Below are 24,384 nucleotides of genomic sequence, written 5' to 3'. Positions count from 1 at the left end.
CAGCCGGTTCCCAGCGGATCATCGGATTTCGGTGCGGGCCGGGCGGCGGCGTTCCGCATGGCACGCACACAGGTCAGCCCGTTCGCGGGAGGTCCGTACCGGGTACGGGGTCCGGGCGGGTGAGGGAGGGGCGGCGGGGGAGACGTACGACCAAGGGCGGAGCCGGGCCGCGACCCCCGACAGGGTTCAAGGGCCCTGTCGCCCCTTACTCTGCGAATATGAGCCCCTTCGACCCCAGCGACCCCGACGGCGCCGCCGCCGAACGTTCCACCGCCCGTACCAGGGGCTCAGGCCCGGGTGCCGCCGCCACGAAGCCCACCACGAAGCCCGCTCCCGCAAGTACGGCGCGGGTCGCCGCCGACGTACCGGCCGCCGACGCCGTACGGGCGGTGGACGGTGACGGGCCGGTGGCCGGTACGCGCCCCGGGACCGGCCGCGATCTGCCGGACGACGAGGGCGGGGTGCTCGGGCGGACGTACCGGGCGCTGAGTGTCGGGATCGTCTCGGTCGTGCTGCTGATCGCGTTCGAGGCGACGGCCGTGGGGACCGCGATGCCCGTGGCGGCACGGGAGCTGGACGGGGTGTCGCTGTACGCGTTCGCGTTCTCCGGGTACTTCACCACCAGCCTGTTCGGCATGGTGCTGTCCGGGCAGTGGGCCGACCGCCGGGGACCGCTGGGGCCGCTCGCCACGGGCATCGTCGCCTTCGGGGCCGGGCTCGCGCTGTCCGGGACGGCCGGGGCGATGTGGCTGTTCATCCTGGGCCGGGCGGTCCAGGGGCTGGGCGGCGGACTGGTGATCGTCGCGCTGTACGTGGTGGTCAGCAGGGCGTACCCGGAGCGGCTGCGGCCGTCGATCATGGCGGCGTTCGCGGCGAGCTGGGTGATCCCGTCGGTGGTGGGGCCGCTGGTGTCCGGCCTGGTGACCGAGCATCTGGGCTGGCGATGGGTGTTCCTGGGCATCCCGGCGCTGGTGCTGGTGCCGCTGGCCCTCGCCCTGCCCCAGATACGCAGCCGCGCGTCGGGCCCGGCGGAGGCCGCCCCCGAGTCCGCCCCGGACCCCGGATCGCCCCCCGCCCCCGCCGCGGACCCGGCGTCGGTGCCGGTGGCCGTGACAGCTGCCGTGGCCGTGGCCGGGAAGGGTCCTGACACGGACCGTACTGACACGGACCGTACTGACACGGACCGTACTGACACGGACCGTACGCAGGGCCGAACCTCAGGTCGCGTCCCGGGCCGTACCGCAGGTCGGACGAAGGGCCGGGGCCGTACGGAGCGCTGGGCGGGTGGCGGCCGGGGTGTGGTGCCGGGGCGGCGGATCAGGCTGGCGTTCGGGATCTCGCTCGGGGCGGGCCTGTTGCAGTACGCGGCGCAGGATCTGCGCTGGCTGTCGCTGATCCCGGGGGTGCTGGGCGCGGCGCTGCTCGTGCCGGCCGCCCTCGGGCTGCTGCCGCGCGGTACCTACCGGGCGGCGCGCGGGTTGCCGTCCGTGGTGCTGCTGCGCGGGGTGGCGGCGGGGTCGTTCATCGCGGCGGAGTCGTTCGTCCCGCTGATGCTGGTCACCCAGCGCGGACTGTCACCGATGATGGCGGGCCTCTCGCTGGCCGTGGGCGGGGCGACCTGGGCGCTAGGCAGCTTCGTGCAGTCGCGGCCCCGGGTGGTCCCGTACCGGCACCGGCTGATGTCGTTCGGGATGGCGCTGGTGGCGGCGTCGATCGCGACCGCGCCGACGGTGCTGATCGAGTCGGTGCCGGTGTGGATCGTGGCGGTGGCGTGGGCGTTCGGGTGCTTCGGGATGGGGCTGGTGATCTCGTCCACGAGTGTGCTGCTGCTGGAGCTGTCGGCGCCGCACGAGGCGGGCAGCAACTCCGCCGCGCTCCAGATGTCCGACGGGCTGTCGAACGTGATGCTGCTCGCGATCGGCGGCGCGGCGTTCGCCGCGCTGGGCGGCGGGCAGATCGGGGCGGGTCACGGGGCGGCCGCCACGTCCCAGGCGGCGGCCGGGGCGAACGCGGGCGCGTTCGTCGCGGTGTTCGTGCCGATGGCCGTGGTGGCGGTCGTCGGGGTGTGGGTGGCGACCCGGATACGGACCTCGAAACCGGCCTGACACCACCTGGTACCACGCTGTACCGTTCGCAGTATGGCTGGTCTGAATGTCAGGTTCACGGACGAGGAGCTGGACTCCCTGCGTGAGCGAGCCGAAGCCGAGGGCAGAAGCATGCAGTCCTTCGTCCATGACGCGGTGGTCAAGGCGATCAACGAGCACGCCCGGCTGTTCAACGAGGCTGCCGATCATGTGCTGGCCGTCAGCGAGGAGCTGAACAGGAGGCTGGCCTGAGATGCAGTACCTCACGCTTCCCGAGCTGATGCGTCTCGCGGAACGTCTGGGCACCCCCGAGGTCCGGGACTACGGTCTGCTCGACTCCGCGCTGGCCCGCCCCCAGTCCAGTGTGTTCGGACAGGACGCCTACCCGGACGTCTGGCATAAGGCCGCCGCGCTCATGGAGTCCGTCGCTCGCAACCATGGGCTCGTCGACGGCAACAAGCGGCTCGCCTGGTACGCGACCTGGGTCTTCCTGCATCTGAACGGACATCCGCTGGACCCGGCCTTCGACGTGGACGAGGCCGAGCGGTTCGTACTGGACGTCTGCCAGGGGGCGCTGGACGTGCCCAAGACCGCCGCACGGCTGCCGCTCTTCGCGCGCTGACGGAACGTGGCGGGCGTACGAGGCGGGCGTCCCGGGAGCGAGGGCCGGTACCGCTCCCGGGACGGTCCGTGGCCGGTTCCCCGACCGGTGTGAGGTCTCTCGCACTGGGGCCCGGCCGCGCCCCGTTCGGCCGAAAGAGCGCCGGCCGCACCGGTAGGGTGGCCCGGTTGTCATACGTAGCCGAGGCCGACCAAGACCGGAGACCGTGACTACCACCACCTCCCATCACCTGTCACCCGCCTTCCCCAACCGTGCGCCCTGGGGCACGGCCGGCAAGCTGCGCGCCTGGCAGCACGGGGCGATGGAGAAGTACCTCCAGGACCAGCCGCGTGACTTCCTCGCCGTGGCGACCCCGGGCGCCGGGAAGACGACCTTCGCGCTCACCCTCGCGTCCTGGCTGCTCCACCACCATGTCGTGCAGCAGGTCACGGTGGTCGCGCCGACCGAGCACCTCAAGAAGCAGTGGGCGGAGGCGGCGGCCCGGATAGGGATCAAGCTCGATCCCGAGTACAGCGCGGGCCCGCTCAGCCGTGAGTACCAGGGCGTCGCCGTGACGTACGCGGGGATCGGCGTCCGTCCGATGCTGCACCGCAACCGTGTCGAGCAGCGCAAGACCCTGGTGATCCTCGACGAGATCCATCACGCCGGTGACTCCAAGTCGTGGGGCGAGGCGTGCCTGGAGGCGTTCGAGCCCGCGACCCGGCGCCTCGCGCTCACCGGTACACCGTTCCGGTCGGACACCAACCCGATCCCCTTCGTGGCGTACGAGGAGGGCAACGACGGCATCCGGCGTTCCTCCGCGGACTACACGTACGGCTACGGCAGCGCCCTCGGGGACGGGGTCGTGCGGCCCGTCATCTTCCTCTCGTACAGCGGCAACATGCGCTGGCGCACCAAGGCCGGTGACGAGATCGCGGCCCGGCTCGGCGAGCCGATGACCAAGGACGCGATCTCGCAGGCGTGGCGCACGGCGCTGGACCCGCGCGGCGACTGGATGCCGAACGTGCTGCGCGCCGCGGACCGGCGCCTGAACGAGGTCCGCAAGTCCATCCCCGACGCCGGTGGACTGGTCATCGCCACCGACCAGGACTCGGCCCGCGCCTACGCCAAACTGATCCGGGAGATCACCGGCGACAAGGCGACGCTGGTCCTGTCGGACGACACCGGCGCCTCGAACCGTATCGACGACTTCAGCCAGGGTGACGACCGCTGGATGGTCGCGGTGCGCATGGTGTCCGAGGGGGTCGACGTCCCCCGGCTGGCCGTCGGCGTCTACGCGACGACCATCTCCACGCCCCTGTTCTTCGCGCAGGCGGTCGGCCGCTTCGTGCGGTCCCGGCGGCGCGGGGAGACCGCGTCCGTGTTCCTGCCGACCGTCCCCGACCTCCTCGGTTTCGCCAACGAGATGGAGGTCGAGCGCGACCACGTCCTCGACAAGCCGAAGAAGCACGGCGAGGAGGACCCGTACGCCGAATCCGAGAAGGAGATGGAGGAGGCGAACAAGGAGCAGGACGAGGACACCGGCGAGCAGGACTCGCTGCCCTTCGAGGCGCTGGAGTCCGACGCCGTCTTCGACCGGGTCCTCTTCGACGGCGCCGAGTTCGGGATGCAGGCCCACCCGGGCAGCGAGGAGGAGCAGGACTACCTCGGTATCCCGGGACTCCTCGAACCCGACCAGGTGCAGATGCTGCTCCAGAAGCGGCAGGCCCGCCAGATCGCGCACTCCCGCAAGAAGCCGGACACCGAGGCCGACCTGCTGGAACTGCCCGCCGAACGGCGTCCGGTGGTCTCCCACAAGGAGCTGCTGGAGCTGCGCAAACAGCTCAACACCCTCGTCGGCGCGTACGTCCACCAGAGCGGCAAGCCGCACGGGGTGATCCACACCGAGCTGCGCCGGGTCTGCGGCGGCCCGCCCAGCGCGGAGGCCACGGCGGGCCAGCTCCGTCAGCGCGTCGACAAGGTCCGGGAGTGGGCCACCCGGATGCGCTGACCCGCGCGTCGCCCCGTCCGTCCGCCGGCCGTCGGCCGCCCGCCGCCCGTCCCCCGGGCCCTGCTCGGCACCGGACGTCGGACGCCGGATGCCGGATGCCCGGTGCCGGGGTGCCGGACGCCGGGCACCGACTGCCGAACACCAGCCACCGAACACCAGCCACCGGACACCGCCAGCCACCGGACACCGGCCATCGGCACCCCGTCCGTCCCGGCCACTCCCGGCCACTCCCGGCCGCCCCGGTGGGCGCCCCGTGCAACGCGGGTTACGCGTGCCCTCGTGCGAATCGGGAGCAACCGGACGCTACTCGCGGGTCCATGACCGGATTCTGGACGGAGTCTTCCGCTGAGCGGACCGGATCGCTACTGTCCCGGCAACGCACACGCCCCGTGGCAGCGTCGCCGCGGAGCGCAGCCGGTGTGCCGGGGGCACTGCGCCCGCAGGCCCCGGGTCGCCTTGGCTACCGGCAGCCTCCGGCAGGTGTCGCCCAGGGACGGGCGCCGCGGACCGTGGAGGACGCCGCGACCCCTCATCACCGAAGGAGTGGGCGTCGTGACCGCGGAGACTTCTCAGACGCTCGACCGAGGACTACGGGTCCTCAAGCTGCTCGCCGACACCGACCACGGTCTGACCGTGACCGAACTGTCCACCAAGCTCGGCGTGAACCGTACCGTCGTCTACCGGCTGCTGGCCACGCTGGAACAGCACGCCCTGGTCCGCCGTGACCTCGGCGGCCGGGCCCGGGTCGGGCTCGGGGTGCTGCGGCTCGGCCGCCAGGTGCACCCCCTGGTCCGGGAGGCCGCGCTGCCCGCGCTGCGCGCCCTGGCCGAGGACATCGGCGCGACCGCGCATCTCACCCTGGTCGACGGCAGCGAGGCCCTCGCGGTCGCGGTCGTCGAACCCACCTGGACCGACTACCACGTGGCGTACCGCACCGGGTTCCGGCATCCGCTGGACCGGGGCGCCGCCGGGAAGGCCATACTCGCCGCACGTCAGGGCCTGCTGGTGGACCCCGGCTACACCCTCACGCACGGCGAGCTGGAGGCCGGGGCGAGCGGCGCGGCGGCTCCGCTGCGCGGGGTCACCGGGGTGGAGGGGAGCGTCGGGGTCGTGATGCTCTCCGACTCGGTGCCGGAGCGGGTGGGGCAGCGGGTGGTGGACGCGGCCCGCGAGGTCGCGGACGCCCTGCGCTGAGCCGCCCCGGTACGGCGGCCCCGATACGGGCGCCCCGAAACCGCGGGCCCGGTACGACGGCCCGGTACCGCGGCCCCGATACGGGCGCCCCGAAACCGCGGCCCCGATACGGCGGTCCCCCGGTACGGTGCGCCCGGGTAAGGCGGACCCCGGTACGGTGCGCCCGGGTACGGCACGCACCCCGCGTACGACGCCCGCCGCACAGCGCTCCCGTACGGGGCACGTGCGTCGGGCCGGACCCCAGGCCGGACACCGGGGCTGAACCCAGGCCGGATACCGGGGCTGAACCCGGGCCGTACCCCAGGCCGGATACCGGGGCTGACCCCGGGGACCCAGGCCGGACCTCGCACCGGACCCGGGCCGGACCTCGCGCCGGACCCAGGCCTGACCTCGTGCCGGACCCCGCGCCTGAACCCGGCCCGGAACTCGGCGCGGGACACCCGGTGCCCGTAAGGTTGCGGGGTGCTCTCTCGTCTCACTCGTCTCCAGGCCGCGGCCCTCTGCGCGGTACCGGCCGTCGCCCTGGTGGCCACCGCCGCGTTCGCCCCGCTGCCCTTCGTGATCGCCCAGCCGGGCCTGACGGCGAACGTCCTCGGGAAGAACGAGGGCACCCCCGTCATCACGATCGAGGGGGCGCCCGTCCGGAAGACCGAGGGCCAGCTGCGGATGACGACGATCGAGGCGACGGGTCCGGACAGCAGTGTGCGGCTGGACACCCTGTGGGACAGCTGGTTCCAGGGGGACCGGGCCGTGATGCCGCGGGACGCGGTCTACCCCGAGGGCGACAGCACCGGGGAGATCGAGAAGCACAACACACGGGAGATGGTGCGGTCGCAGCACACAGCGGCCCAGGCGGCCCTCAACTACCTGGGCAAGAGCCCGGACGAGGTGAAGGTCACCCTGGAGCTCGCCGATGTGGGCGGTCCGAGCGCCGGACTCTTCTTCTCGCTGGGCGTCATCGACAAACTTCAGGGCGACGGCAGCGGCGGTGACCTCACCGGCGGCCGGATCGTGGCCGGCACGGGCACCATCGACACCGACGGCACGGTGGGTCCGGTGGGCGGGGTCTCCCTCAAGACCCAGGCCGCCGAACGGGACGGGGCGACGGTTTTCCTCGTCCCGGCGGCGGAGTGCGGCGACGCCGAGGCCGAGGCCCCCGCAGGGCTGCGGCTGATCCCCGTCACGGATCTGAAGGGCGCGGTCGATTCGTTGCGCGCCCTGGAGAAGGGCGGCAAGGTCCCGAGCTGCTGAGCCCGGCGACCCTGTGACCCGTCACCCGGCGCTGCCGGAACCCGCTCACATACCGGGCGCGGGCCGCCGCCCCCGCACGGCCGGCGTGGTCGCCAGCCGCAGCCCCAGCTCGACGAGTGTCCAGCCCAGACGGTTGCGCAGCGGCGCCCGCTCCGGGTCCCGCGTCGCGACCGCGCCGGACATGGCGGCCTCCCGCCGCAGTGCGGCGGCGCGCTGTTCGTGCAGCAGCAGATGAACCTCGGGATGCATGACGGATCGCTCCTCTCGGGCACGGACCCGGGTGTACGGATGCGGGTACGGGATCAGCTCTCCGGCTGCGGGAACGCGTGCAGATGGATGCGCATCTGTGCCGTCTCCGCGTCCCCGTCCACCGGCGGCGCCGACCGCCGGTAGCTTTCGATCAGTTCGTGCACCCGCCGGGACAGCTCCCCGCCCTGCTCGGGGGTCAGCCGCAGGGTGAAGTCGCTCATGTCGGACGCGCTGACCCACTCCTCGGACCAGTCGGCCCGGGTGGCGATCCAGGTGGTGAGTTCCCGGTTGTGGTTGTGCGCGTCCCAGTGCAGGAACACATCGGCGGCGCCCCGCACCTCCGGGTCCTGGTGACCCATCAGTTCATGACCGAAGTCGGTGCCCTCGTGCGTGGACCGCCACCAGCGCTCCCGCCCCTTGCCCTGCTCGGGCGCGTCCTCGACGAAGCCGTACTCGGCGAGCTGGCGCAGGTGGTAGCTGGTCGACCCGCTCGACTCGCCGAGCCGGGAGGCGAGTTGCGAGGCGGTCGCGGGTCCGCCGCGCCGCAGGGCGGTCAGCAGCTCCATGCGCAGCGGGTGCGCGAGTCCGCGCAGGGACCGGGCGTCCAGCTGCCGGATCTTGCGCTCGGTGGTCGCCGGAGCGTTGGTGCCGGGCGCGCCGGGCAGGTTCTCGTCCATGCATGCAAAGGTACCTCTGCAAAGACTCCCTTGCAAAGAGATGCGTGCAAAGAATCTCTGCATCGCGTGGAGGGTGTCAGTCGCGCGTGATGAACCCCTCGGAGACCAGCCAGTCCAGCGCCACCTCGTGCGGGTCGTCCCCGTCCACGTCCACCTTGGCGTTCAGGGTCCGGGCCACCGAGTTGTCGAGCTTCGCGGTGATCGGGTCGAGGATGTCCTTGATCTCCGGGTGCTTCTCCAGGGCCTTGGTGTTGATCTCCGGGGCGACGTTGTAGTTGGGGAAGAAGTGCTTGTCGTCGGCCATCACCACCAGCTTCATCGCCTTGATCCGGCCGTCCGTGGTGAAGACCTCGCCGAAGGTGCACGCGCCCTTCGCGGTCTGGGTGTAGATGATCCCGGTGTCCACCCGGATGACCTGCGAGCCGGGGATGTCCATCCCGTACGCCTTCTTCATACCGACCAGCCCGTCGTCCCGCGACGCGAACTCGCTCTCCACGCACAGCGACACCGCGCGCGGGTCCGACCGCGACAGCGCGGCCACCTCGGACAGGTTCCGGGTGCCGTACTTCTTCTCGTTCGCCTGATTGGTGGCCAGGGCGTACGTGTTGTTCAGCTTGGCCGGTGCCAGCCAGGTGATGCCGTTGTCGAGATCGGCGTCGCGGACCGCCTCCCACTGCTTCGCCGGGTCCGTGATCGGCCGGGAGTTGCCCTGGTACGTGATCCAGGCGGTGCCGGTGTACTCGTACATCCCGTCCGCCTCACCGCTCTTCACGGCCTCGCGGGCGCCGATCGACCCCTGGATGCCCGTACGGTCCAGGACCTGCGCGCCCGCCGCCTCGAAGGCGATGCCCATGATCGCGCCGAGGATCAGCTGCTCCGTGAACTCCTTCGACGTCACCGTCAGGCTCGCGCCCTTCAGCGGTTCGCCCCGGCCGATCGACCCCGGCCCCACGTCGTCCACCATCGGGGAACCACTGGTCAGCCCGCACCCGGCGAGCAGCGCCCCGACGGTCACCACCGCGAGCGCTCCCCGTCGCGTCCACCCGGTCGTCATCGACCCACCTCCAGGCCCCGGGGGCGCAGCAGCAGTTCCGCGAGGGACGCGAGCCAGTCGACGAACAGGGCCAGGGACACCGTCAGGACCGAGCCCAGTACCAGGACCGGCATCCGCTGGTTGGTGATCCCGGCGGTGATCAGATCACCGAGTCCGCCGCCCCCGCCGAAGGTGGCGAGGGTCGCGGTGCCGACGTTCAGCACCAGCGCCGTGCGCACCCCCGCGAGGATCAGCGGTACGGCGAGGGGCAGTTCGACCTTGCGCAGGACACCCGTCGACGACATCCCGATCCCGCGCGCCGCCTCCAGCAGCGTCGGGTCGTTGGCGTTCAGCCCCGCGATGGTGTTGGACAGCACGGGCAGCAGCGCGTAGGCGATGATCCCGATCAGCGCGGTCCGGGGGCCGATGCCCAGCCAGATCACGAGCAGCGCCAGCAGCCCGATCGCGGGGGTCGCCTGGCCGATGTTGGCGAGGGCCATCGCGAACGGGGTCGCCGGGCGCAGCCGTCGGCGGGTCAGCAGGATGCCCAGCGGGATCGCGATGATCAGCACGAAGAAGGTGGAGATCGCGGTCAGCTGGATGTGCTCCCACAGCCGCAGCCGGACGACGTCCCCGGCGAGCGCGTTGCGGCTCACCGAGTCGAGCGACGCCTGCTGGAACCAGATCCACGTCGCCAGCAGCACCAGCGCGATGACCGACGGCAGGAACACCAGCTTGCGCCAGGTGATCCGGGCGGGCGTACGGGAGTTGCCGGCGGTGGCGGAGGGCGGCGCCTCCTGCTCGGCCTCGCCCGCGTCGCGGAACGCGACCCCCTTGACCTCGTGGGAGCCGGGCAGCCGCTCGCCGGACGGCTTCTCGGGCGGACGGCTCTGCCCGGGACCCGGCAGCCCGGCGGCCGGCCCGTTCACGGCGCCGCCCCCGTACCGCCGGTCCCCGTTCCGCCCGCGCCTTCCTGTTCCTCGTGGGTGCGGCGGGAGTGCTGTTCCGCCAGTTCGTGCTGATGCTCCAGGGCCTCCAGCCGGTCGGCCTCCAGGAGTTCATGGACGGAGTTCATCAGCGTCTCCATGTCGACCACGCCGATGTACTCGCCCCGCCGCCCGGTGACCGCGACCCGGCCCGCGTTGTCGGTGAGGACGGCCTCCAGGGCGTCGCGCAGGGTCGCGTCCCGGGTGACCGTGTCGTGCACGAGGGTGCCCGCGCGGGCCAGTGAGCCCCGGGCGCGCATCAGATCGCCGCGCCGCAGCCACTTGTAGGGGCGGCGGCGCTGGTCGAGGAGCAGGATCTCGTTGGTGCCGCTGACCTGGAGCAGATCGAAGATCCGCTGGAGCGGGTCGTCCACGGTGACCGTCGGGTACGCACGGATCTCCACGTCCCGCACCCGGGTGAGGTTGAGCCGTTTGAGCGCGGCGCCCGCGCCGACGAATCCGGAGACGAAGTCGTCGGCGGGGTTGGTGAGGATGGCCTCGGGGGTGTCGAACTGCGCGATCTGCGAGCGTTCCCGCAGCACCACGATCCGGTCGCCGATCTTGATGGCCTCGTCGAAGTCATGGGTGACGAACACGATCGTCTTGTGCAACTCGTGCTGGAGCCGGATCAGTTCGTCCTGGAGATGGTCGCGGGTGATCGGGTCGACCGCGCCGAACGGCTCGTCCATCAGCAGTACCGGCGGATCGGCGGCGAGCGCCCGCGCCACCCCCACCCGCTGCTGCTGCCCGCCGGAGAGCTGGCGTGGGTAGCGGTCCCGGAACTCCCCGGGATCGAGTCCGACGAGATCCAGCATCTCCTCCACCCGGGCCTTCGTCCGGGAGGTGGACCAGCCCGTCATCCGGGGGACCAGGGCGATGTTCTGCGCGACGGTCATGTGCGGGAACAGTCCCGAGGACTGGATCGCGTACCCGATGCCCCGGCGCAGCTTCACCGGGTCCATGTCGGTGACGTCCTCGCCGCCGATCCGGATGCGCCCGCTGGTCGGCTCGATCAGCCGGTTGATCATCTTGAGCAGGGTGGTCTTCCCGCCGCCGGAGGGGCCGACGAAGACGACCGTCTCACCCGCCTTGATCTCCATGGTGACGTCGTCGACGGCCGGGACGGCGCTGCCCGCGTACCGCTTGGTCAGGTTCTCCAGCTCGATCGGCGCCCCGGAGGTGCCCGAGCCACCGGAGGACTTCGCCTGGCCGGTCCCTCCGGAACCGGCGGGACCGTCGTCCCCGTACCCGTCGGGGCCCTCGCTCCCGGACCGGGCGGGACCATCGGTTTCGGACCGGGCCTCAGACACGGATACCCCTCGGGATGGTCAGCCGGCCGAGCAGGACGTAAGCGGCGTCGAACAGCAGGGCGAGCACCACGATGCCGAGGGTGCCCGAGAGCACCTGGTTCAGCGCGTTCCTGCTGCCCAGCGAGGCGATCCCCCGGAAGATCTCGTTGCCGAGACCCGGGCCGGAGGCGTACGCGGCGATCGCGGCGATACCCATCAGCATCTGGGTGGACACCCGGATGCCGGTCAGGATCGGCGGCCACGCCAGCGGCAGTTCGACGCGCAGCAGCCGGGTCCAGCGGGACATCCCGATGCCTTTCGCCGCGTCCACCAGTGTCGCGTCGACCCCGCGCAGCCCCACGATCGAGTTCCGCACGATGGGCAGCAGCCCGTACAGGGTCAGCGCGATCACGGTGGGCGCGACGCCCAGGCCGACGATCGGGATCAGCAGACCGATCATGGCCAGCGACGGAATGGTCAGCAGGGTCGCCGTGGTCGTCGTCGCGAGGTTCCCCGCCCATTCGCTGCGGTAGGTGGCCACCCCGATCAGCACTCCGACGAGCGTGGCGACGACCATGCACTGGAACACCGCCGACGCGTGCTGGTAGGCGTCGGTCAGCAGTTGTTGATGACGGCTGCCCACGTACTCCCAGAAGTTCACATCCGTTCACCCTCCTCGCCGTCGGGTGCCGGGCCGCCGCTCCACCGGGGTCAGCCGTCCTGGGACGCCTGCTCCACCAGCGGGATGATCCGCAGCGGTACGGGGTTCTCCATGACGATAGCCGTGGCGGCCCGGACGATGCCATCAAAACCCACGACCCGGTCGATGACCCGCTGGAGATCGGCGTTCGAGCGGGCCACCAGACGGCACAGCATGTCCCCGCTGCCCGTCGTGGTGTGCAGCTCCAGCACCTCCGGCACACCCGCCAAATGGGCCCGTACATCGGCGCCTTGGCCCTGCCGGATCTCCAGCGTGGCGAACGCCGTGACCGGGTATCCGAGGGCCGCCGGATCGACCTGGGGCCCGAACCCCCGGATGACTCCGTTCGACTGAAGCCGGTCCAGCCGGGCCTGCGCGGTGCCCCGGGCGACCCCGAGGCGCCGGGACATCTCCAGCACCCCTATCCGGGGCTCCTCGGCGAGCAGCACGATCAGCCTGCCGTCCAGATGATCGATCGACATGGCGCTCCTCAGATGGTCATCCTGTACAGAAAGACCGGCTGCCCCCGCCACCGGCTGGTCATTGTGCCCACTGAACACGCAAACTATTGCGCACCTTGTGGAACGGGGGGAGCCTGCGGACATGGCAGCTACTTCTGCGCACACCAGTCCAGCCCCCACCACCGCGCGTGAGGCCGACCCCTTCCCGGTGAAGGGGATGGACGCGGTCGTCTTCGCCGTGGGCAACGCCAAACAGGCCGCGCACTACTACTCGACCGCCTTCGGTATGCGGCTCGTCGCCTACTCCGGCCCGGAGAACGGCAACCGCGAGACCGCCTCCTACGTCCTGGAGAACGGCTCCGCCCGGTTCGTCCTCACGTCCGTCATCAAGGCGGGCACCGAGCACGGGCACTTCCTCGCCGACCATGTCGCCCAGCACGGTGACGGAGTCGTCGACCTCGCCATCGAGGTCCCCGACGCCCGTGCGGCCTACGCCTACGCCACGGAGCACGGGGCGCGCGGGCTGGTCGAGCCCCATGAGGTCGAGGACGAGCACGGCAAGGTGGTCCTCGCGGCCATCGCCACCTACGGGCGCACCCGGCACACCCTGGTCGAGCGCGGCGCGTACGAGGGCCCCTATCTGCCCGGCTACACCGCCGCCGCGCCGATCGTGGAACCGCCCGCGAAGCGGACCTTCCAGGCGATCGACCACTGTGTCGGCAATGTGGAACTCGGCCGGATGAACGAGTGGGTCGCCTTCTACAACAAGGTCATGGGCTTCACCAACATGAAGGAGTTCGTGGGCGACGACATCGCCACCGAGTACTCCGCCCTCATGTCGAAGGTCGTCGCCGACGGCACCCTCAAGGTCAAGTTCCCCATCAACGAACCCGCCGTCGCGAAGAAGAAGTCCCAGATCGACGAGTACCTGGAGTTCTACGGGGGCGCGGGGGTCCAGCACATCGCCCTCGCCTCCAACGACATCGTCGCGACGGTACGCACCATGCGCGCGGCGGGCGTCCAGTTCCTCGACACCCCCGACTCGTACTACGACACGCTCGGGGAGTGGGTCGGCGACACCCGGGTCCCCGTCGGGACACTGCGCGAACTGAAGATCCTCGCGGACCGGGACGAGGACGGGTACCTGCTCCAGATCTTCACGAAGCCGGTCCAGGACCGCCCGACCGTGTTCTTCGAGATCATCGAACGCCATGGGTCCATGGGGTTCGGCAAGGGCAACTTCAAGGCGCTGTTCGAAGCGATCGAACGCGAACAGGACCGCCGGGGCAACCTGTAGCAGTTTGCCCCGCCGCCCCTGGGGACCTGCCCCCGGGTCACCTGCGCCGGGCGCGCTTGTCCCTGTGCGGGTCGTCCGTGGGTGCGCAGTTCCCCGCGCCCCTGAAGGGGCGCCCCCCTGGGGCTGCCGTTCGTCTGCGGGCCGGCGTCAGCCCGGGGCGGGGTTGAACCACCCTCCTCGTGCAGTCGCTCGGCTACCGAAGGGGGTGGGCGGGAATCTCTGCCCGCAGACTCCGATGCTCTTCAGTCGAGTCACGGAACGTCGTACCGAGCGTGTCGGATCGAGGACGGAGAATCCCGACCGGCACCGACCCGAAGAACCGACCGGATGCGCCCCAAAGGGGCGCGGGGAACTGCGCGAAACCACCGAGCGACGGCACCGGAACGAAGTACGCCCACCCGGACAGACCTCAGACGCGCAAGCGAATGCGCACCGTCAGGACGGGGACGGGGACGGGGAGGGCGACGGGGACGTCATCGGCTGGGCGGGGCCGTGGGTCACCTCGGGCCCGCCCGGGGAAGGCTCACCCAGCTCCGCGAGAGCGCCCCGCACCCGCACCCCCACCAACGGCGAGACGAACGGATTCACCCGAAGCACCTCCCCGAACCCCCGCCGCGCACTCCCCGGGTCCCCGAGGGAGAGCGCCACCTCCGCCCGGTGGTAGGCGAACAACGCCCCCCGCCCACCCTTCTGCCGAACCTCCCGGTACAACGCGTCCGCCGCCGAGACCTCCCCCGCCCGGAACAGCGCCCACGCATACGCGTCGAGCGCCACGGGAGACGCGCCCCGCGCCTTTGCCTCGTCCCGCAGCAACGACACCGCCGAGCCGACCGCGTCGGCGTCCCCGTGGTCCGCGTCCAGCGTGCCCAGCAGCAGCCCCCCGCGCACCCCGTGCGCGTCCCGGGCCCGCACCCGTTCCCGCACCACGTCGTACCGCTCCCGTGCCTCCCGCCCCGCGCCCAGCGACTCGTGCAACTCACCGAGCTCCAGCGCGTACTCGGGCACGGGGCGCCCCGCGTAGGCCTCCCGGTACACCCGTACCGCCTCCCCGGACCGGCCGAGGGCCGCCAGCGCGCGGGCCCGCCCGGCAAGGGCCTCGTACCGGTCGGGCCCCACCCGCAGCGCCCCGTCGAACCAGCCCAGCGCCCGCTCCGGCTCACCGCGTTCCGCCGCCAGCTCCCCGAGGAGACGGCGCGCGTCGGCCTCCTCCGTGGCGCTGCGCGCCGCCGCCACCACGTCGCCCAGGTTCGCGGCGGCGTCCTCCCGCCACCCCCGGTCCCGGTACAGCCGCGCCGCCGCGAACCGCACCACCACCTCGGGGGCCCGCAGCCCCCGCAGTGTCTCCAGGGCCTTCCCGGCGGCCTTGTCGTCCCCGAGCCCCCGGTACGCGTCGATCAGCGGCGGATACCCCGGCCACCGCTCGGGCGCGATCCGCACCGCCCGCTCCGCCTGCCCGGCCGCCGCCCTCGGGTCCTGGCGGGCCAGCGCGAGCTGCGCGGACGCGGTCAGGGCCCGCGCGTTGCCCTCGGGCCGGGCCGCGAGCGACGACTCCAGCGCCCGCTGGGCCCGGGGGAAGTCGGCGGAGTCCCCGGTGCGCGTCCCCCGCTCCGCGTACGCGGCACCGAGCACCGCCCAGGACTCGTCGTCCCGGGGATGCGCCCGCAGATGCCGTACCCGCTCCGCGATCAGCGCCGTCAGATCGGCGGACGCGGCCGGGGTGCCCGTCTCCACCGCGCTCAGGGCCCGCGCCCCGGGCCCCGGCGCGGGCGGCACCGCCGTACGCGGCTGCGGCCACATCACCAGGACCGCCGCGCCCCCGGCGACCAGCCCGAGCACGGCCGTCACCGTCAGCGCCCGCCGCGCCCGCCGCCACCGCACGGCCGCCGGGGAGGCCGCCGCCGCTGCCGCGGCCTCCTCCGGGCACTCCAGGGCCCTGATCGCACTTGTCGTCGTGGCCTTCATGGCGCTCACTGTCGCGCGGCGCGCGGCCCCCGCCCCGGCAGGTGAGATGGATCGCGTACGGGTTCACACCGATGGCCCCGGGTGCGACGCTGGGATCATGAGCACCGCACTGGTCGATCTCCTGCGCGAAGGACTGCCGGCCGAGGCCGTCCTCACGGACCCCGACATCACCGCCTCCTACTCCCGGGACATGGCCGGCTTCTGCGAGGCGGGCGTCCCGGCGGCCGTCGTCCTGCCGCGCACCGTCGAACAGGTCCAGCACGTGATGCGCACGGCGACCGCGCTGCGGGTCCCGGTCGTCCCGCAGGGCGCCCGTACCGGCCTGTCGGGCGCGGCCAACGCCGTCGACGGCTGTGTGGTGCTGTCCCTCGTCCGGATGGACCGGGTCCTGGAGATCGACCCGGTCGACCGGATCGCCGTGGTGGAACCGGGTGTCGTCAACGCCGCGCTGGCGCGGGCCGTCGCCCCGCACGGTCTCGTCTACCCGCCCGACCCGTCGAGCTGGGAGACCTGCACGATCGGCGGCAACATCGGCACCGCGTCCGGCGGACTGTGCTGCGTCAAGTACGGGGTCACCGCCGAGTACGTCCTCGGCCTCGACGTCGTCCTCGCGGACGGCCGACTGCTGCGCACCGGGCGGCGCACCGCGAAGGGCGTCGCCGGATACGACCTGACCCGGCTGTTCGTCGGCTCCGAGGGCAGCCTCGGCATCGTTGTCGGCGCGGTCCTCGCACTGCGGCCGAAGCCGCCGGCGCGGCTCGTGCTCGCCGCCGAGTTCCCGTCGGCCGCCGCCGCGTGCGACGCGGTCTGCCGGATCATGCGCGACGGTCATGTGCCCTCACTCCTCGAACTCATGGACCGGACGACGGTCCGGGCCGTCAACGCGCTGGCCCGGATGGGACTCCCGGAGGAGACGGAGGCGCTGCTGCTCATCGCCTTCGACACGCCCGACCCGGCCGCCGACCTCGCCGCGGTCGGCGCGCTGTGCGAGGCGGCGGGCGCCACCGAGGTGGTCCCCGCCGACGACGAGGCCGAGTCCGAACTGCTGCTCCAGGCCCGGCGGCTCGCGCTCAACGCCCTGGAGGCGGTCAAGGGCACCACGATGATCGACGACGTGTGCGTGCCGCGTTCCAAGCTCGGCGAGATGATCGAGGGGGTCGAGCGGATCGCCGAACGGCACGCCCTGACGATCGGGGTGTGCGCCCACGCGGGCGACGGCAACACCCATCCCACCGTCTGCTTCGACGCCGCCGACCCGGACGAGTCCCGGCGCGCCCGGGAGTCCTTCGACGAGATCATGGCCCTCGGTCTGCGCCTCGGCGGCACGATCACCGGGGAGCACGGGGTGGGCATGCTGAAGAAGGAGTGGCTGGCCCGTGAACTGGGGCCGGTGGGTATGGAGATGCAGCACGCGGTCAAGCGGGCCTTCGACCCGCTGGGCATCCTCAACCCCGGCAAGGTCCTCTGACCCGGCTGACCCGGCTGACCCGGCCGTGCGCACCGCCGGGGTCTCACTCGCCGTCCTTGGACTCGTCCGACGGCCAGGGGTCCCGCAGCCACAACTCGTCCTGGGCGCGGCCCGGGGTGGGGGCGAGCAGCTCGGCGAGACCGTCGTCGATGCGGAGCCGGTCCATCTCGGAACCCGGGGGGACCGTCCGCAGGGTGCGCTCCAGCCAGGCCGACACGGGCGCGGCCGGGGCCTCCAGCAGGGCGTCCCCGTCCGGTGAGGTCAGCGCCATCAGCACCACACTGCGGCCGTCCACCTTGGTCGGCCACACCCGTACGTCACCGTGCCCGCAGGGCCGGAACACCCCTTCGACGAGCAGTTCCCGGGCGAAGGTCCAGTTCACCGGGTGCGCGGTCCCGATGTGAAAGGCGATGTGCACGGCGAACGGGTCGTCGGACCGGTATGTCAGCCGGGCCGGTACGGGGATGCTCCGCTCGGGGGAAAGCACCAGTTTCAGTTCCAGTTCACGTTCCACCACGGTGTGCATGTCGCACGTCCTCTCCTGTCCGGGTGGGTCCCGGGGCGGGCCCACACAGGGGAGAGGCCCCCGGGCCCCGACCATTACGCGACTTTCCCCAACTTTTTTCGGTACGCCTCGCGCGGCCCGGTCCGCCGCTCCGCCGGGCCCGTTCGCCCCGGCCCGCGCCACCGTGGTCCCGAGGGACGACAACGGGTCAAGGCGCCCATGCCAGAACAAGTTGCCCGAAAGGAGTGTGTCCGGCGGGACCCGCGCAGGTGAGGGTTCAGTTCTGATAGATGTGGACCCCAAAACCCACCACCGAGCAGATACGGGACGACGGACATGAGCGCCCCAACCCCGGCACCCGGCGACGACCGCCCACGCGAGGGCTACTACCCGGACCCGTCCATCCCGGGCTACGTCCGGTACTGGAACGGTGCCGCCTGGGTGCCCGGTACGAGTCGTCCCGCCCCCACGGACGGCGCCTCGCCCCACGGCCCGGCCGCACCCGCCGCCCCCGCGACGCCTGTTGCGTCCACCGCACCCGAAGCGTCCGTCCAGCAGGCCCCCGAGGCCCCCGCGACCCCGGCCGCCCCGCACACCCCCGGTACCCCGAACACCTCCGGCCACCCGGCCACCGGGTCCGCCCCCGTGGAGGAGACCGGTCCCGTCTTCTTCGACGAGGAGCCGCAGCCGGAGATCCCCGCCCAGTCCTCCGCGCACGGCGTCCGGCCCGAACCCGCCTCCGCGTGGGGTGCCGACACGTCCCAGCAGTCCGGCTTCGGCGGCGAGCAGGACCGCAAGGTGTCCTGGGGCGGACCCGCCCCCACGGGCCCCGACCCCCGGACCGCCCCGGCGCCCGACCCCGCCCCGCCCGTCCCCGCGGCCCCCGCCGAACCCGCGCCCGACGACGGCTCCTCGGGCGCTCCCTCGGGCCCCACCTTCTCCGGTGCCGGTGCCCAGGGCGGCGCGCCGGACAAGGGCACGATGACGTTCCGCCGTCCGTCGGGCCCGGGTCCCTCCGGTGTCCCCGCGCAGGGCGGTGCCGCGCCCGTACCCGGCCAGGAACCCCGTACCCCGGGCGCCCCGGCCCCGTCCGCGCAGGTCCCCCGGCAGGGCACCCCACCGGCCGGCCCGTTCCCGCCCGCCCCCTACCAGCAGGGACACCAGCCTCCGGCCGCCCACCAGCCGGAACACCAGGCCCCGGCCGCCCACCAGCCCGGCCACCACCCGCACCAGGCCCCGGCCGCCCCGCAGCCCCTGCCGCCCGCCGCCCCGACCCCCGCTCAACAGCCCGCCCCGGCACCCGCTCCCGCCCCGGCGCCCGCTCACCGAGCCACCCCGCCCCCGGCCCCGGCACCCGCCGCGGCGCCGCCCGCGCACCCGGTGGCCCCCGCCCCGCCCCGGTCGGGCACCGCCCAGCCCGCCCCCGTACACCCGGCCGCCCCGGCCGCCCCGGCCGCACCGAACGCCCCGCAAGGCCCGTCCTCCCCGGTCCCGCCGCAGGTCCCGTCCTCCCCGGTCGCCCCCGGTCCGGACGGCGGCGGGCACTCCTGGGCGCAGCAGGTGCACCAGCTCGCGCGGCCCGACGCGGCGGGGCCGGGGGGCGAACCGCCCGTCGTCCCGTGGAAGCCGCCGACCGAGGACGTGTTCGCCGCCGCCGCGCGGGCCCAGGCCGCTTCCCGGCCCGCCGGGCTCGGACGGCGGTTGCTGGCGAGGCTCGTGGACACCGTGGTCATGGGCGCGGTGACCGCCGCGGCGGCCGTACCGCTCGGCATCCGCGCGCTGGACCACATCGACGGGAAGCTCGACGCGGCGAAGCTGTCCGGCGAGACGGTGACGGTCTGGCTGCTGGACGGGACGACCGCCACCTGTCTCGCGGCCGTCCTCGCGGTGCTGCTGCTCACCGGTGTGCTGTACGAGGTGCTGCCGACCGCCAAGTGGGGCCGCACCCCGGGCAAGCGGCTGTTCGGTCTGACGGTCCAGGACATCGAGGGGCACCAGCCGCCCGGCTTCGCCGGGGCGCTGAACAGATATCTCGTCCTGCTCGTCCCGTCGTTGCTGGTGGTCGGGGTGATCGGCGTGCTGTGGTGCGTCGTGGACCGGCCGTGGCGTCAGTGCTGGCACGACAAGGCGGCGCGTACGTTCGTCGCGCGGTAACCCGTCCGGGTGGTCCCCCGGACGGGCGCGTGCCGGATGCGGGGGAGGGGGGTTCGGGGTCCACTCGGGCCATGAGCAGCGAACCGCCGCGGCCCGGCCCCGGTCAGCCGGAAGACGATCCGTTCAGCAAGCAGCCCCCGTCGTCGGGGGACGCCCCGCAGGGCGGTTCCCCCTACGATCCGCCGCCCGGCCCCGCGCAGGGACCTCCCGGCCAGGGCGGCGGCGAACCCGGCTGGGGCGCCCCGCCACCGGGGGGCGGACCCCCGCCCGGCGGCGGTCCGCCGCCCCCCTCCGGCGGCGGACCGTCCTGGAACGCCCCGCCCCCCGGCGGCACACCCCCACCCGGTGGCGGTTCGCCCTACGGTGCCCCGCCCCCCGGCGGCGGTTCGCCGTACGGTGACGACCCGGGCGGCGGAGGCGGTCCGTACGGCGGGGGCGGTCAAGGCGGCGGCGGAGCCTACGGCGGTCCCGATCCGCTGGCCGGGATGCCGCCGCTGGCCGACAGCGGCAAGCGGGTCCTGGCCCGGATCATCGACATGATCATCGTCGGGGTCGTCGTCTGGCTGCTGTCCTGGGCGTTCGGTACCGCGGACTACTCCGTGGACCCGGACAAGGTCGAGTACGGCAAGTCGTTCGGACGTTCGCTCCTCGCGGCGGTCCTCTACATCGGCTACGACACGATCATGATCTCCCGGACCGGCCAGACCGTCGGGAAGCGGCTGCTGAAGCTGCGGGTGGCGAACCTCGACAACGGCGCGACCCCGTCCGTGCAGACCTCACTGATCCGCGCGGCCGTGCTGTGGCTGCCGTTCGCGTTCTGCTGCGCCTGCATCTGGACGGCGATCGCCGGCGGCTGGAGCTTCTTCGACAAGCCGTACAAGCAGGGCCTGCACGACAAGGCCGCCAAGACGGTCGAGGTCAGCACGGCGTGAACCCCGCGCCGGAAGCGTCGGACAGCCCGCCGGGGACCATCGGGACCAGCAGCGACCCAAGCGGCACATGCGACCCAACCGATACAGGCGACACCAGCGGCAGCAGCGGGACCGGCAGAACCAGAGGCGCCAGCAGAACCAGCGATCCCAGCGGCACCAGTACGAACAGCACCATCAGCGGCGGGGCCGGACGGTCCGAGGCGCGCGGGGGAGGGAACCCGCGCAGCGCCGCCGGGCCGTCTCCGGCGTCGGCCGGTGAACGCTACGGCCGCGCGTGACCCCGCACCGGTCGGGCCGGGGCCCGGCCCGTCACGTTCTCGCGCACCGGTGTCCGGGCCGGGGCGCCGCCGCCCTCGGCGGGCGTCCGCGCCGCGACCCGCTGGCCGGGGATGCGCGGCCGGGAGAGATCGGCGGCGCGCGCGGCGGTGATCTGCGCGGACCTGGCCGGCAGCGGGACCGTGACGGCGACCAGCAGACCGAGCCCGAGTGCGGCGAGGGCGATGACCGCCACGGCGATGCCCGAACTCGTCTGGGAGAGCAGCAGCATGGCGAGCGTCGAACAAACGACGGTGGCGGTTCCGTATGCGATCTGTGCGGCAGTCGGACGAGGCATGGCGTATCAGTCCTCGGGACTATCGGGAGTGGGGTCGGGGGAGCGCGGCGGTGCCGTCCCGGCGCGCGATCACGCGGTGCGCGGGCACGCCATGAGGCAACTCCACCGCGTGCATGCCCCTTTGGTCCATCCGGTAAGCGTGACGTCGCCCACGGTCCCGGTGCACGGGGGGCGCACGGATTCACCGATTCCATCCAGTGGACGGCCGACGCGCCGGTCGGTCCCGGGTCACCTGGGGTCCCGGTCCGTACGGGGTGTCCGGTTATCGGACCCCGGACCCTGCATAGTACTTTGAGGTGTCCAAATCAAGGTCTGTCTTTTCTTCCTCAACTCCGATCGAATGACGGCACTTGTGACGCGCATGCCGCGAGCGGCCCCTCCTGAGTTCGGGAAACCCCCCAATGGCCGTGGGACGCGGCGCGCAGGGGAGGACACCTTCACGTGAGCAGAAGACAACGGACGACCAGGGCGACCGCGGTGGTCGCGGCGTTCGCCGCGGCCACCGCCGCGTTCGCGGGCCCCGCCCTGGCCGCTCCGGACCCCGTGGCCGCGCCGGCCCCGGCCGTCGACCGGCACGACCCGGCCCCGGCCAAGGAGCACGTCGACCACGACCTGGAAGGCCCCTTCAGCGAAGCGCGCGCCGCACAGCGCGAGTCCGCCCTGGAGCAGGTCCTCGCGGGTGAGGCGACCGTGCAGCAGCGCGGTGCCTCGAAGGTCGTCAAGCTCGACGACCGGAAGTACGTGGAGCTCGGCCGGGAGAAGACCGACAAGATCTTCACGATCCTGGTGGAGTTCGGCGACAAGGTCGACAGCACCACCCAGCACGACCCGGACGGCCCCGACGGGCCGAAGCCGCCCGTGACGAAGTACGGCGGCACCCCCGGCCCGGCGCACAACAAGATCGCGAAGCCGGACCGGGCCAAGGACAACTCGACCGCCTGGCAGGCCGATTACGACCGCAGGCACTTCGAGGACCTCTACTTCGGGACCGGCCGGGACCAGTTCGGCCAGAAGAAGGAGTCCCTCAAGACCTACTACGAGAAGGCGTCCTCCGGGCGCTACTCGGTCGAGGGCGAGGTCTCCGACTGGGTCAAGGTCGACTACAACGAGGCCCGGTACGGCTCCAACTACTGCGGCTCGTCCAACTGCGTCAACGTCTGGGACACGGTCCGCGACGGTGTGACCGCGTGGGTCCGCGACCAGAAGGCCGCCGGCCGCACCGACGCGCAGATCAAGGCGGGCCTCGCCCCGTACGACTCCTGGGACCGTTACGACTTCGACCAGGACGGCAACTTCAACGAGGCCGACGGCTACATCGACCACTTCCAGATCGTCCACGCGGGCGAGGACGAGTCCGCGGGCGGCGGCGCCGAGGGCCCCAACGCCCTGTGGGCGCACCGCTGGTACGCGTACGGGAGCGACGCCGGGCGCAACGGCCCCGCGAACAACCGCGCGGGCGGCACCCAGATCGGTGACACCGGTATATGGGTGGGCGACTACACCATGCAGCCGGAGAACGGCGGCCTCGGTGTCTTCGCCCATGAGTACGGTCACGACCTCGGGCTCCCCGACCTCTACGACACCTCCGGCGGCGGTGAGAACTCCACCGGCTTCTGGTCGCTGATGTCCAGCGGTTCCTGGCTCGGCCGCGGCAAGGACTCCATCGGTGACCTGCCCGGTGACATGACCGCCTGGGACAAGCTCCAGCTGGGCTGGCTCGACTACGACCTGGCCCGCGCGGCGACCCGTTCGACGCACAAGCTCGGGGTCTCCGCGTACAACACGAAGAACCCGCAGGCGCTGATCGTCCAGCTGCCGCAGAAGCCCGTCACCACGAATGTCGTGAAGCCCGCCGAGGGCACCCGGCAGTGGTGGAGCGGCCAGGGCGACGACCTCCAGAACACCCTGACCCGGAACGTCGACCTCACCGGCCGCACCTCGGCCGAACTGTCCCTCCAGGGCTGGTGGGACATCGAGGAGAACTACGACTACCTCTACGCCGAGGTCACCACGGACGGCGGCGCCAACTGGACCGCCCTGGAAGGCACCGCCGACGGCGGCCCCCTCGCCCGTGACGGCGCCGACCGCCCCGGGCTGAGCGGTGTCTCCGGCGCCCACAAGAAGCTGGTCTACCCGCTGGACGCGTACGCGGGCCGCCAGATCGGGCTGCGCTTCCGCTACGCCACCGACGGCGGCACCGGCGGACTCGGCTTCGCCGGTGACGCGATCACGGTCACCGCCGACGGCGCCCCGGTGTTCACCGACAACGCCGAGACGGAGACGGCCGGCTGGGCGACCAAGGGCTTCTCCCGGATCGGTGAGTCCTTCACCAACCAGTACGAGCAGTACTACATCGCCGAGAACCGGCAGTACGTGTCGTACGACAAGACCCTTGAGGTCGGCCCGTACAACTTCGGCTTCTCGACGACCCGTCCGGACTGGGTCGAGCACTACAGCTACCAGAAGGGGCTGCTGGTCTGGCTCTGGGACACCTCCCAGAAGGACAACAACACCAGCCGCCACCACGGCAGCGGCCTGATCCTCCCGATCGACGCCAGCCCGGCGCCGCTGAAGTGGACCAACGGCAGCACCGCCCGCAACCGTATCCAGGCGTTCGACTCGACCTTCAGCAAGTACCGCTCGGAGGACTTCACGCTCCACAGCGCGGACGTCCCGCTGCGGATCAGGTCGCACGCCGGTGTCCCGGTCTTCGACGACCGCAAGGGCACCTACTGGGACGCGGCCAACCCGACCGCGAGTGTGAAGGTCACTGACACCAACACCCGCATCAAGATCGTCAAGCAGCCCAGGGACGGCTCGACGATCACCGTCGAGGTGGGTCGCTCCACCCGCTGAACAGCGTTCTCGCAGGTCAGGTCATGATCGGCCGCTACCCCCTAGCGGGGTGGCGGCCGCT

Annotated in this window: 21 protein-coding genes; 11 read left to right on the top strand and 10 right to left on the bottom strand. The window is 72.4% G+C overall.

Features of this window, described 5'->3' with window-relative positions; all coding sequences use genetic code 11:
* Window positions 1-218: 218 nt before the first annotated feature.
* From AB852_RS33520 to AB852_RS33495, 6 genes are all read left to right on the top strand, one after another.
* Complete coding sequence (locus AB852_RS33520) at window positions 219-2,105, top strand: MFS transporter (protein WP_245877013.1); 1,887 nt, start codon at window positions 219-221, stop codon at window positions 2,103-2,105.
* Window positions 2,106-2,138: 33 nt separating this feature from the next.
* Window positions 2,139-2,336 carry an Arc family DNA-binding protein gene (locus tag AB852_RS33515; protein ID WP_073793968.1) on the top strand — a complete coding sequence of 66 codons (198 nt, stop codon included), beginning with the start codon at window positions 2,139-2,141 and terminating at the stop codon, window positions 2,334-2,336.
* A 1-nt stretch (window position 2,337) separates the two neighbouring features.
* A complete protein-coding gene (locus AB852_RS33510; protein ID WP_073793965.1) occupies window positions 2,338-2,706 on the top strand; it encodes a type II toxin-antitoxin system death-on-curing family toxin in 369 nt (122 codons plus the stop codon).
* A gap of 205 nt (window positions 2,707-2,911) precedes the next feature.
* Window positions 2,912-4,696 (top strand): DEAD/DEAH box helicase, encoded by a 1,785-nt coding sequence (locus AB852_RS33505; RefSeq protein ID WP_073793963.1) that lies wholly within the window; start codon window positions 2,912-2,914, stop codon window positions 4,694-4,696.
* Window positions 4,697-5,248: 552 nt separating this feature from the next.
* On the top strand, window positions 5,249-5,890 hold the full coding sequence (locus tag AB852_RS33500) for an IclR family transcriptional regulator (RefSeq protein ID WP_073793960.1): 642 nt from the start codon (window positions 5,249-5,251) through the stop codon (window positions 5,888-5,890).
* Window positions 5,891-6,352: 462 nt separating this feature from the next.
* On the top strand, window positions 6,353-7,141 hold the full coding sequence (locus AB852_RS33495; protein ID WP_073793957.1) for a S16 family serine protease: 789 nt from the start codon (window positions 6,353-6,355) through the stop codon (window positions 7,139-7,141).
* A 45-nt stretch (window positions 7,142-7,186) separates the two neighbouring features.
* On the opposite strand, the gene AB852_RS33490 is transcribed toward AB852_RS33495, so the two are convergent.
* The 7 genes from AB852_RS33490 to AB852_RS33460 all read right to left on the bottom strand — a co-directional run bounded on the left by AB852_RS33490 (window position 7,187) and on the right by AB852_RS33460 (window position 12,557).
* Complete coding sequence (locus AB852_RS33490) at window positions 7,187-7,390, bottom strand: hypothetical protein (RefSeq protein WP_073793954.1); 204 nt, start codon at window positions 7,388-7,390, stop codon at window positions 7,187-7,189.
* A 53-nt stretch (window positions 7,391-7,443) separates the two neighbouring features.
* Entirely contained in the window at window positions 7,444-8,067 is a 624-nt protein-coding gene (locus AB852_RS33485; protein ID WP_073793952.1) for an ArsR/SmtB family transcription factor, read from the bottom strand.
* A gap of 76 nt (window positions 8,068-8,143) precedes the next feature.
* Complete coding sequence (locus AB852_RS33480; protein ID WP_073793949.1) at window positions 8,144-9,121, bottom strand: glycine betaine ABC transporter substrate-binding protein; 978 nt, start codon at window positions 9,119-9,121, stop codon at window positions 8,144-8,146.
* Entirely contained in the window at window positions 9,118-10,008 is an 891-nt protein-coding gene (locus AB852_RS33475) for an ABC transporter permease (RefSeq protein ID WP_073794453.1), read from the bottom strand. The genes AB852_RS33480 and AB852_RS33475 overlap by 4 nt, the downstream gene beginning before the upstream one ends.
* 17 nt (window positions 10,009-10,025) lie before the next feature.
* A complete protein-coding gene (locus AB852_RS33470) occupies window positions 10,026-11,252 on the bottom strand; it encodes a betaine/proline/choline family ABC transporter ATP-binding protein (RefSeq protein ID WP_073794450.1) in 1,227 nt (408 codons plus the stop codon).
* Window positions 11,253-11,388: 136 nt separating this feature from the next.
* Complete coding sequence (locus AB852_RS33465) at window positions 11,389-12,036, bottom strand: ABC transporter permease (RefSeq protein ID WP_073793946.1); 648 nt, start codon at window positions 12,034-12,036, stop codon at window positions 11,389-11,391.
* A gap of 50 nt (window positions 12,037-12,086) precedes the next feature.
* The gene (locus tag AB852_RS33460) at window positions 12,087-12,557 is read right to left on the bottom strand and encodes an Lrp/AsnC family transcriptional regulator (protein ID WP_073793942.1); all 471 of its coding nucleotides are present in this window, start codon (window positions 12,555-12,557) and stop codon (window positions 12,087-12,089) included.
* A gap of 121 nt (window positions 12,558-12,678) precedes the next feature.
* Between AB852_RS33460 and hppD the strand changes: the two genes are divergently transcribed.
* Window positions 12,679-13,833 carry a 4-hydroxyphenylpyruvate dioxygenase gene (hppD, locus tag AB852_RS33455; RefSeq protein ID WP_073793939.1) on the top strand — a complete coding sequence of 385 codons (1,155 nt, stop codon included), beginning with the start codon at window positions 12,679-12,681 and terminating at the stop codon, window positions 13,831-13,833.
* A 435-nt stretch (window positions 13,834-14,268) separates the two neighbouring features.
* On the opposite strand, the gene AB852_RS33450 is transcribed toward hppD, so the two are convergent.
* Window positions 14,269-15,795 (bottom strand): tetratricopeptide repeat protein, encoded by a 1,527-nt coding sequence (locus tag AB852_RS33450; protein WP_178391178.1) that lies wholly within the window; start codon window positions 15,793-15,795, stop codon window positions 14,269-14,271.
* A gap of 97 nt (window positions 15,796-15,892) precedes the next feature.
* Here AB852_RS33450 and AB852_RS33445 point away from each other — a divergent pair, with 97 nt between their 5' ends.
* A complete protein-coding gene (locus tag AB852_RS33445; protein ID WP_107499428.1) occupies window positions 15,893-17,263 on the top strand; it encodes an FAD-binding oxidoreductase in 1,371 nt (456 codons plus the stop codon).
* Between the two features lie 43 nt (window positions 17,264-17,306).
* Here the strand turns inward: AB852_RS33445 and AB852_RS33440 are convergent, their stop codons facing one another.
* Window positions 17,307-17,789, bottom strand: coding sequence for an SsgA family sporulation/cell division regulator (locus tag AB852_RS33440; protein ID WP_073793937.1), 483 nt, complete (start codon window positions 17,787-17,789; stop codon window positions 17,307-17,309).
* 315 nt (window positions 17,790-18,104) lie between these two features.
* Here AB852_RS33440 and AB852_RS33435 point away from each other — a divergent pair, with 315 nt between their 5' ends.
* Complete coding sequence (locus AB852_RS33435) at window positions 18,105-19,922, top strand: RDD family protein (protein ID WP_073793934.1); 1,818 nt, start codon at window positions 18,105-18,107, stop codon at window positions 19,920-19,922.
* Window positions 19,923-19,993: 71 nt separating this feature from the next.
* Window positions 19,994-20,854: an RDD family protein gene (locus tag AB852_RS33430; protein WP_073793932.1), complete on the top strand. Its 861-nt coding sequence runs from the start codon at window positions 19,994-19,996 to the stop codon at window positions 20,852-20,854.
* 262 nt (window positions 20,855-21,116) lie between these two features.
* Here the strand turns inward: AB852_RS33430 and AB852_RS33420 are convergent, their stop codons facing one another.
* Complete coding sequence (locus tag AB852_RS33420) at window positions 21,117-21,467, bottom strand: hypothetical protein (protein ID WP_073793927.1); 351 nt, start codon at window positions 21,465-21,467, stop codon at window positions 21,117-21,119.
* Window positions 21,468-21,908: 441 nt separating this feature from the next.
* On the opposite strand from AB852_RS33420, the gene AB852_RS33415 reads away from it, so the two are divergent.
* Window positions 21,909-24,323, top strand: coding sequence for an immune inhibitor A domain-containing protein (locus tag AB852_RS33415; protein WP_073793924.1), 2,415 nt, complete (start codon window positions 21,909-21,911; stop codon window positions 24,321-24,323).
* Window positions 24,324-24,384 lie beyond the last annotated feature (61 nt).

This window comes from Streptomyces uncialis (assembly GCF_001905345.1).
GTDB classification, from domain to species: domain Bacteria; phylum Actinomycetota; class Actinomycetes; order Streptomycetales; family Streptomycetaceae; genus Streptomyces; species Streptomyces uncialis.
This window is presented reverse-complemented; position numbering and strand designations above follow the sequence as displayed.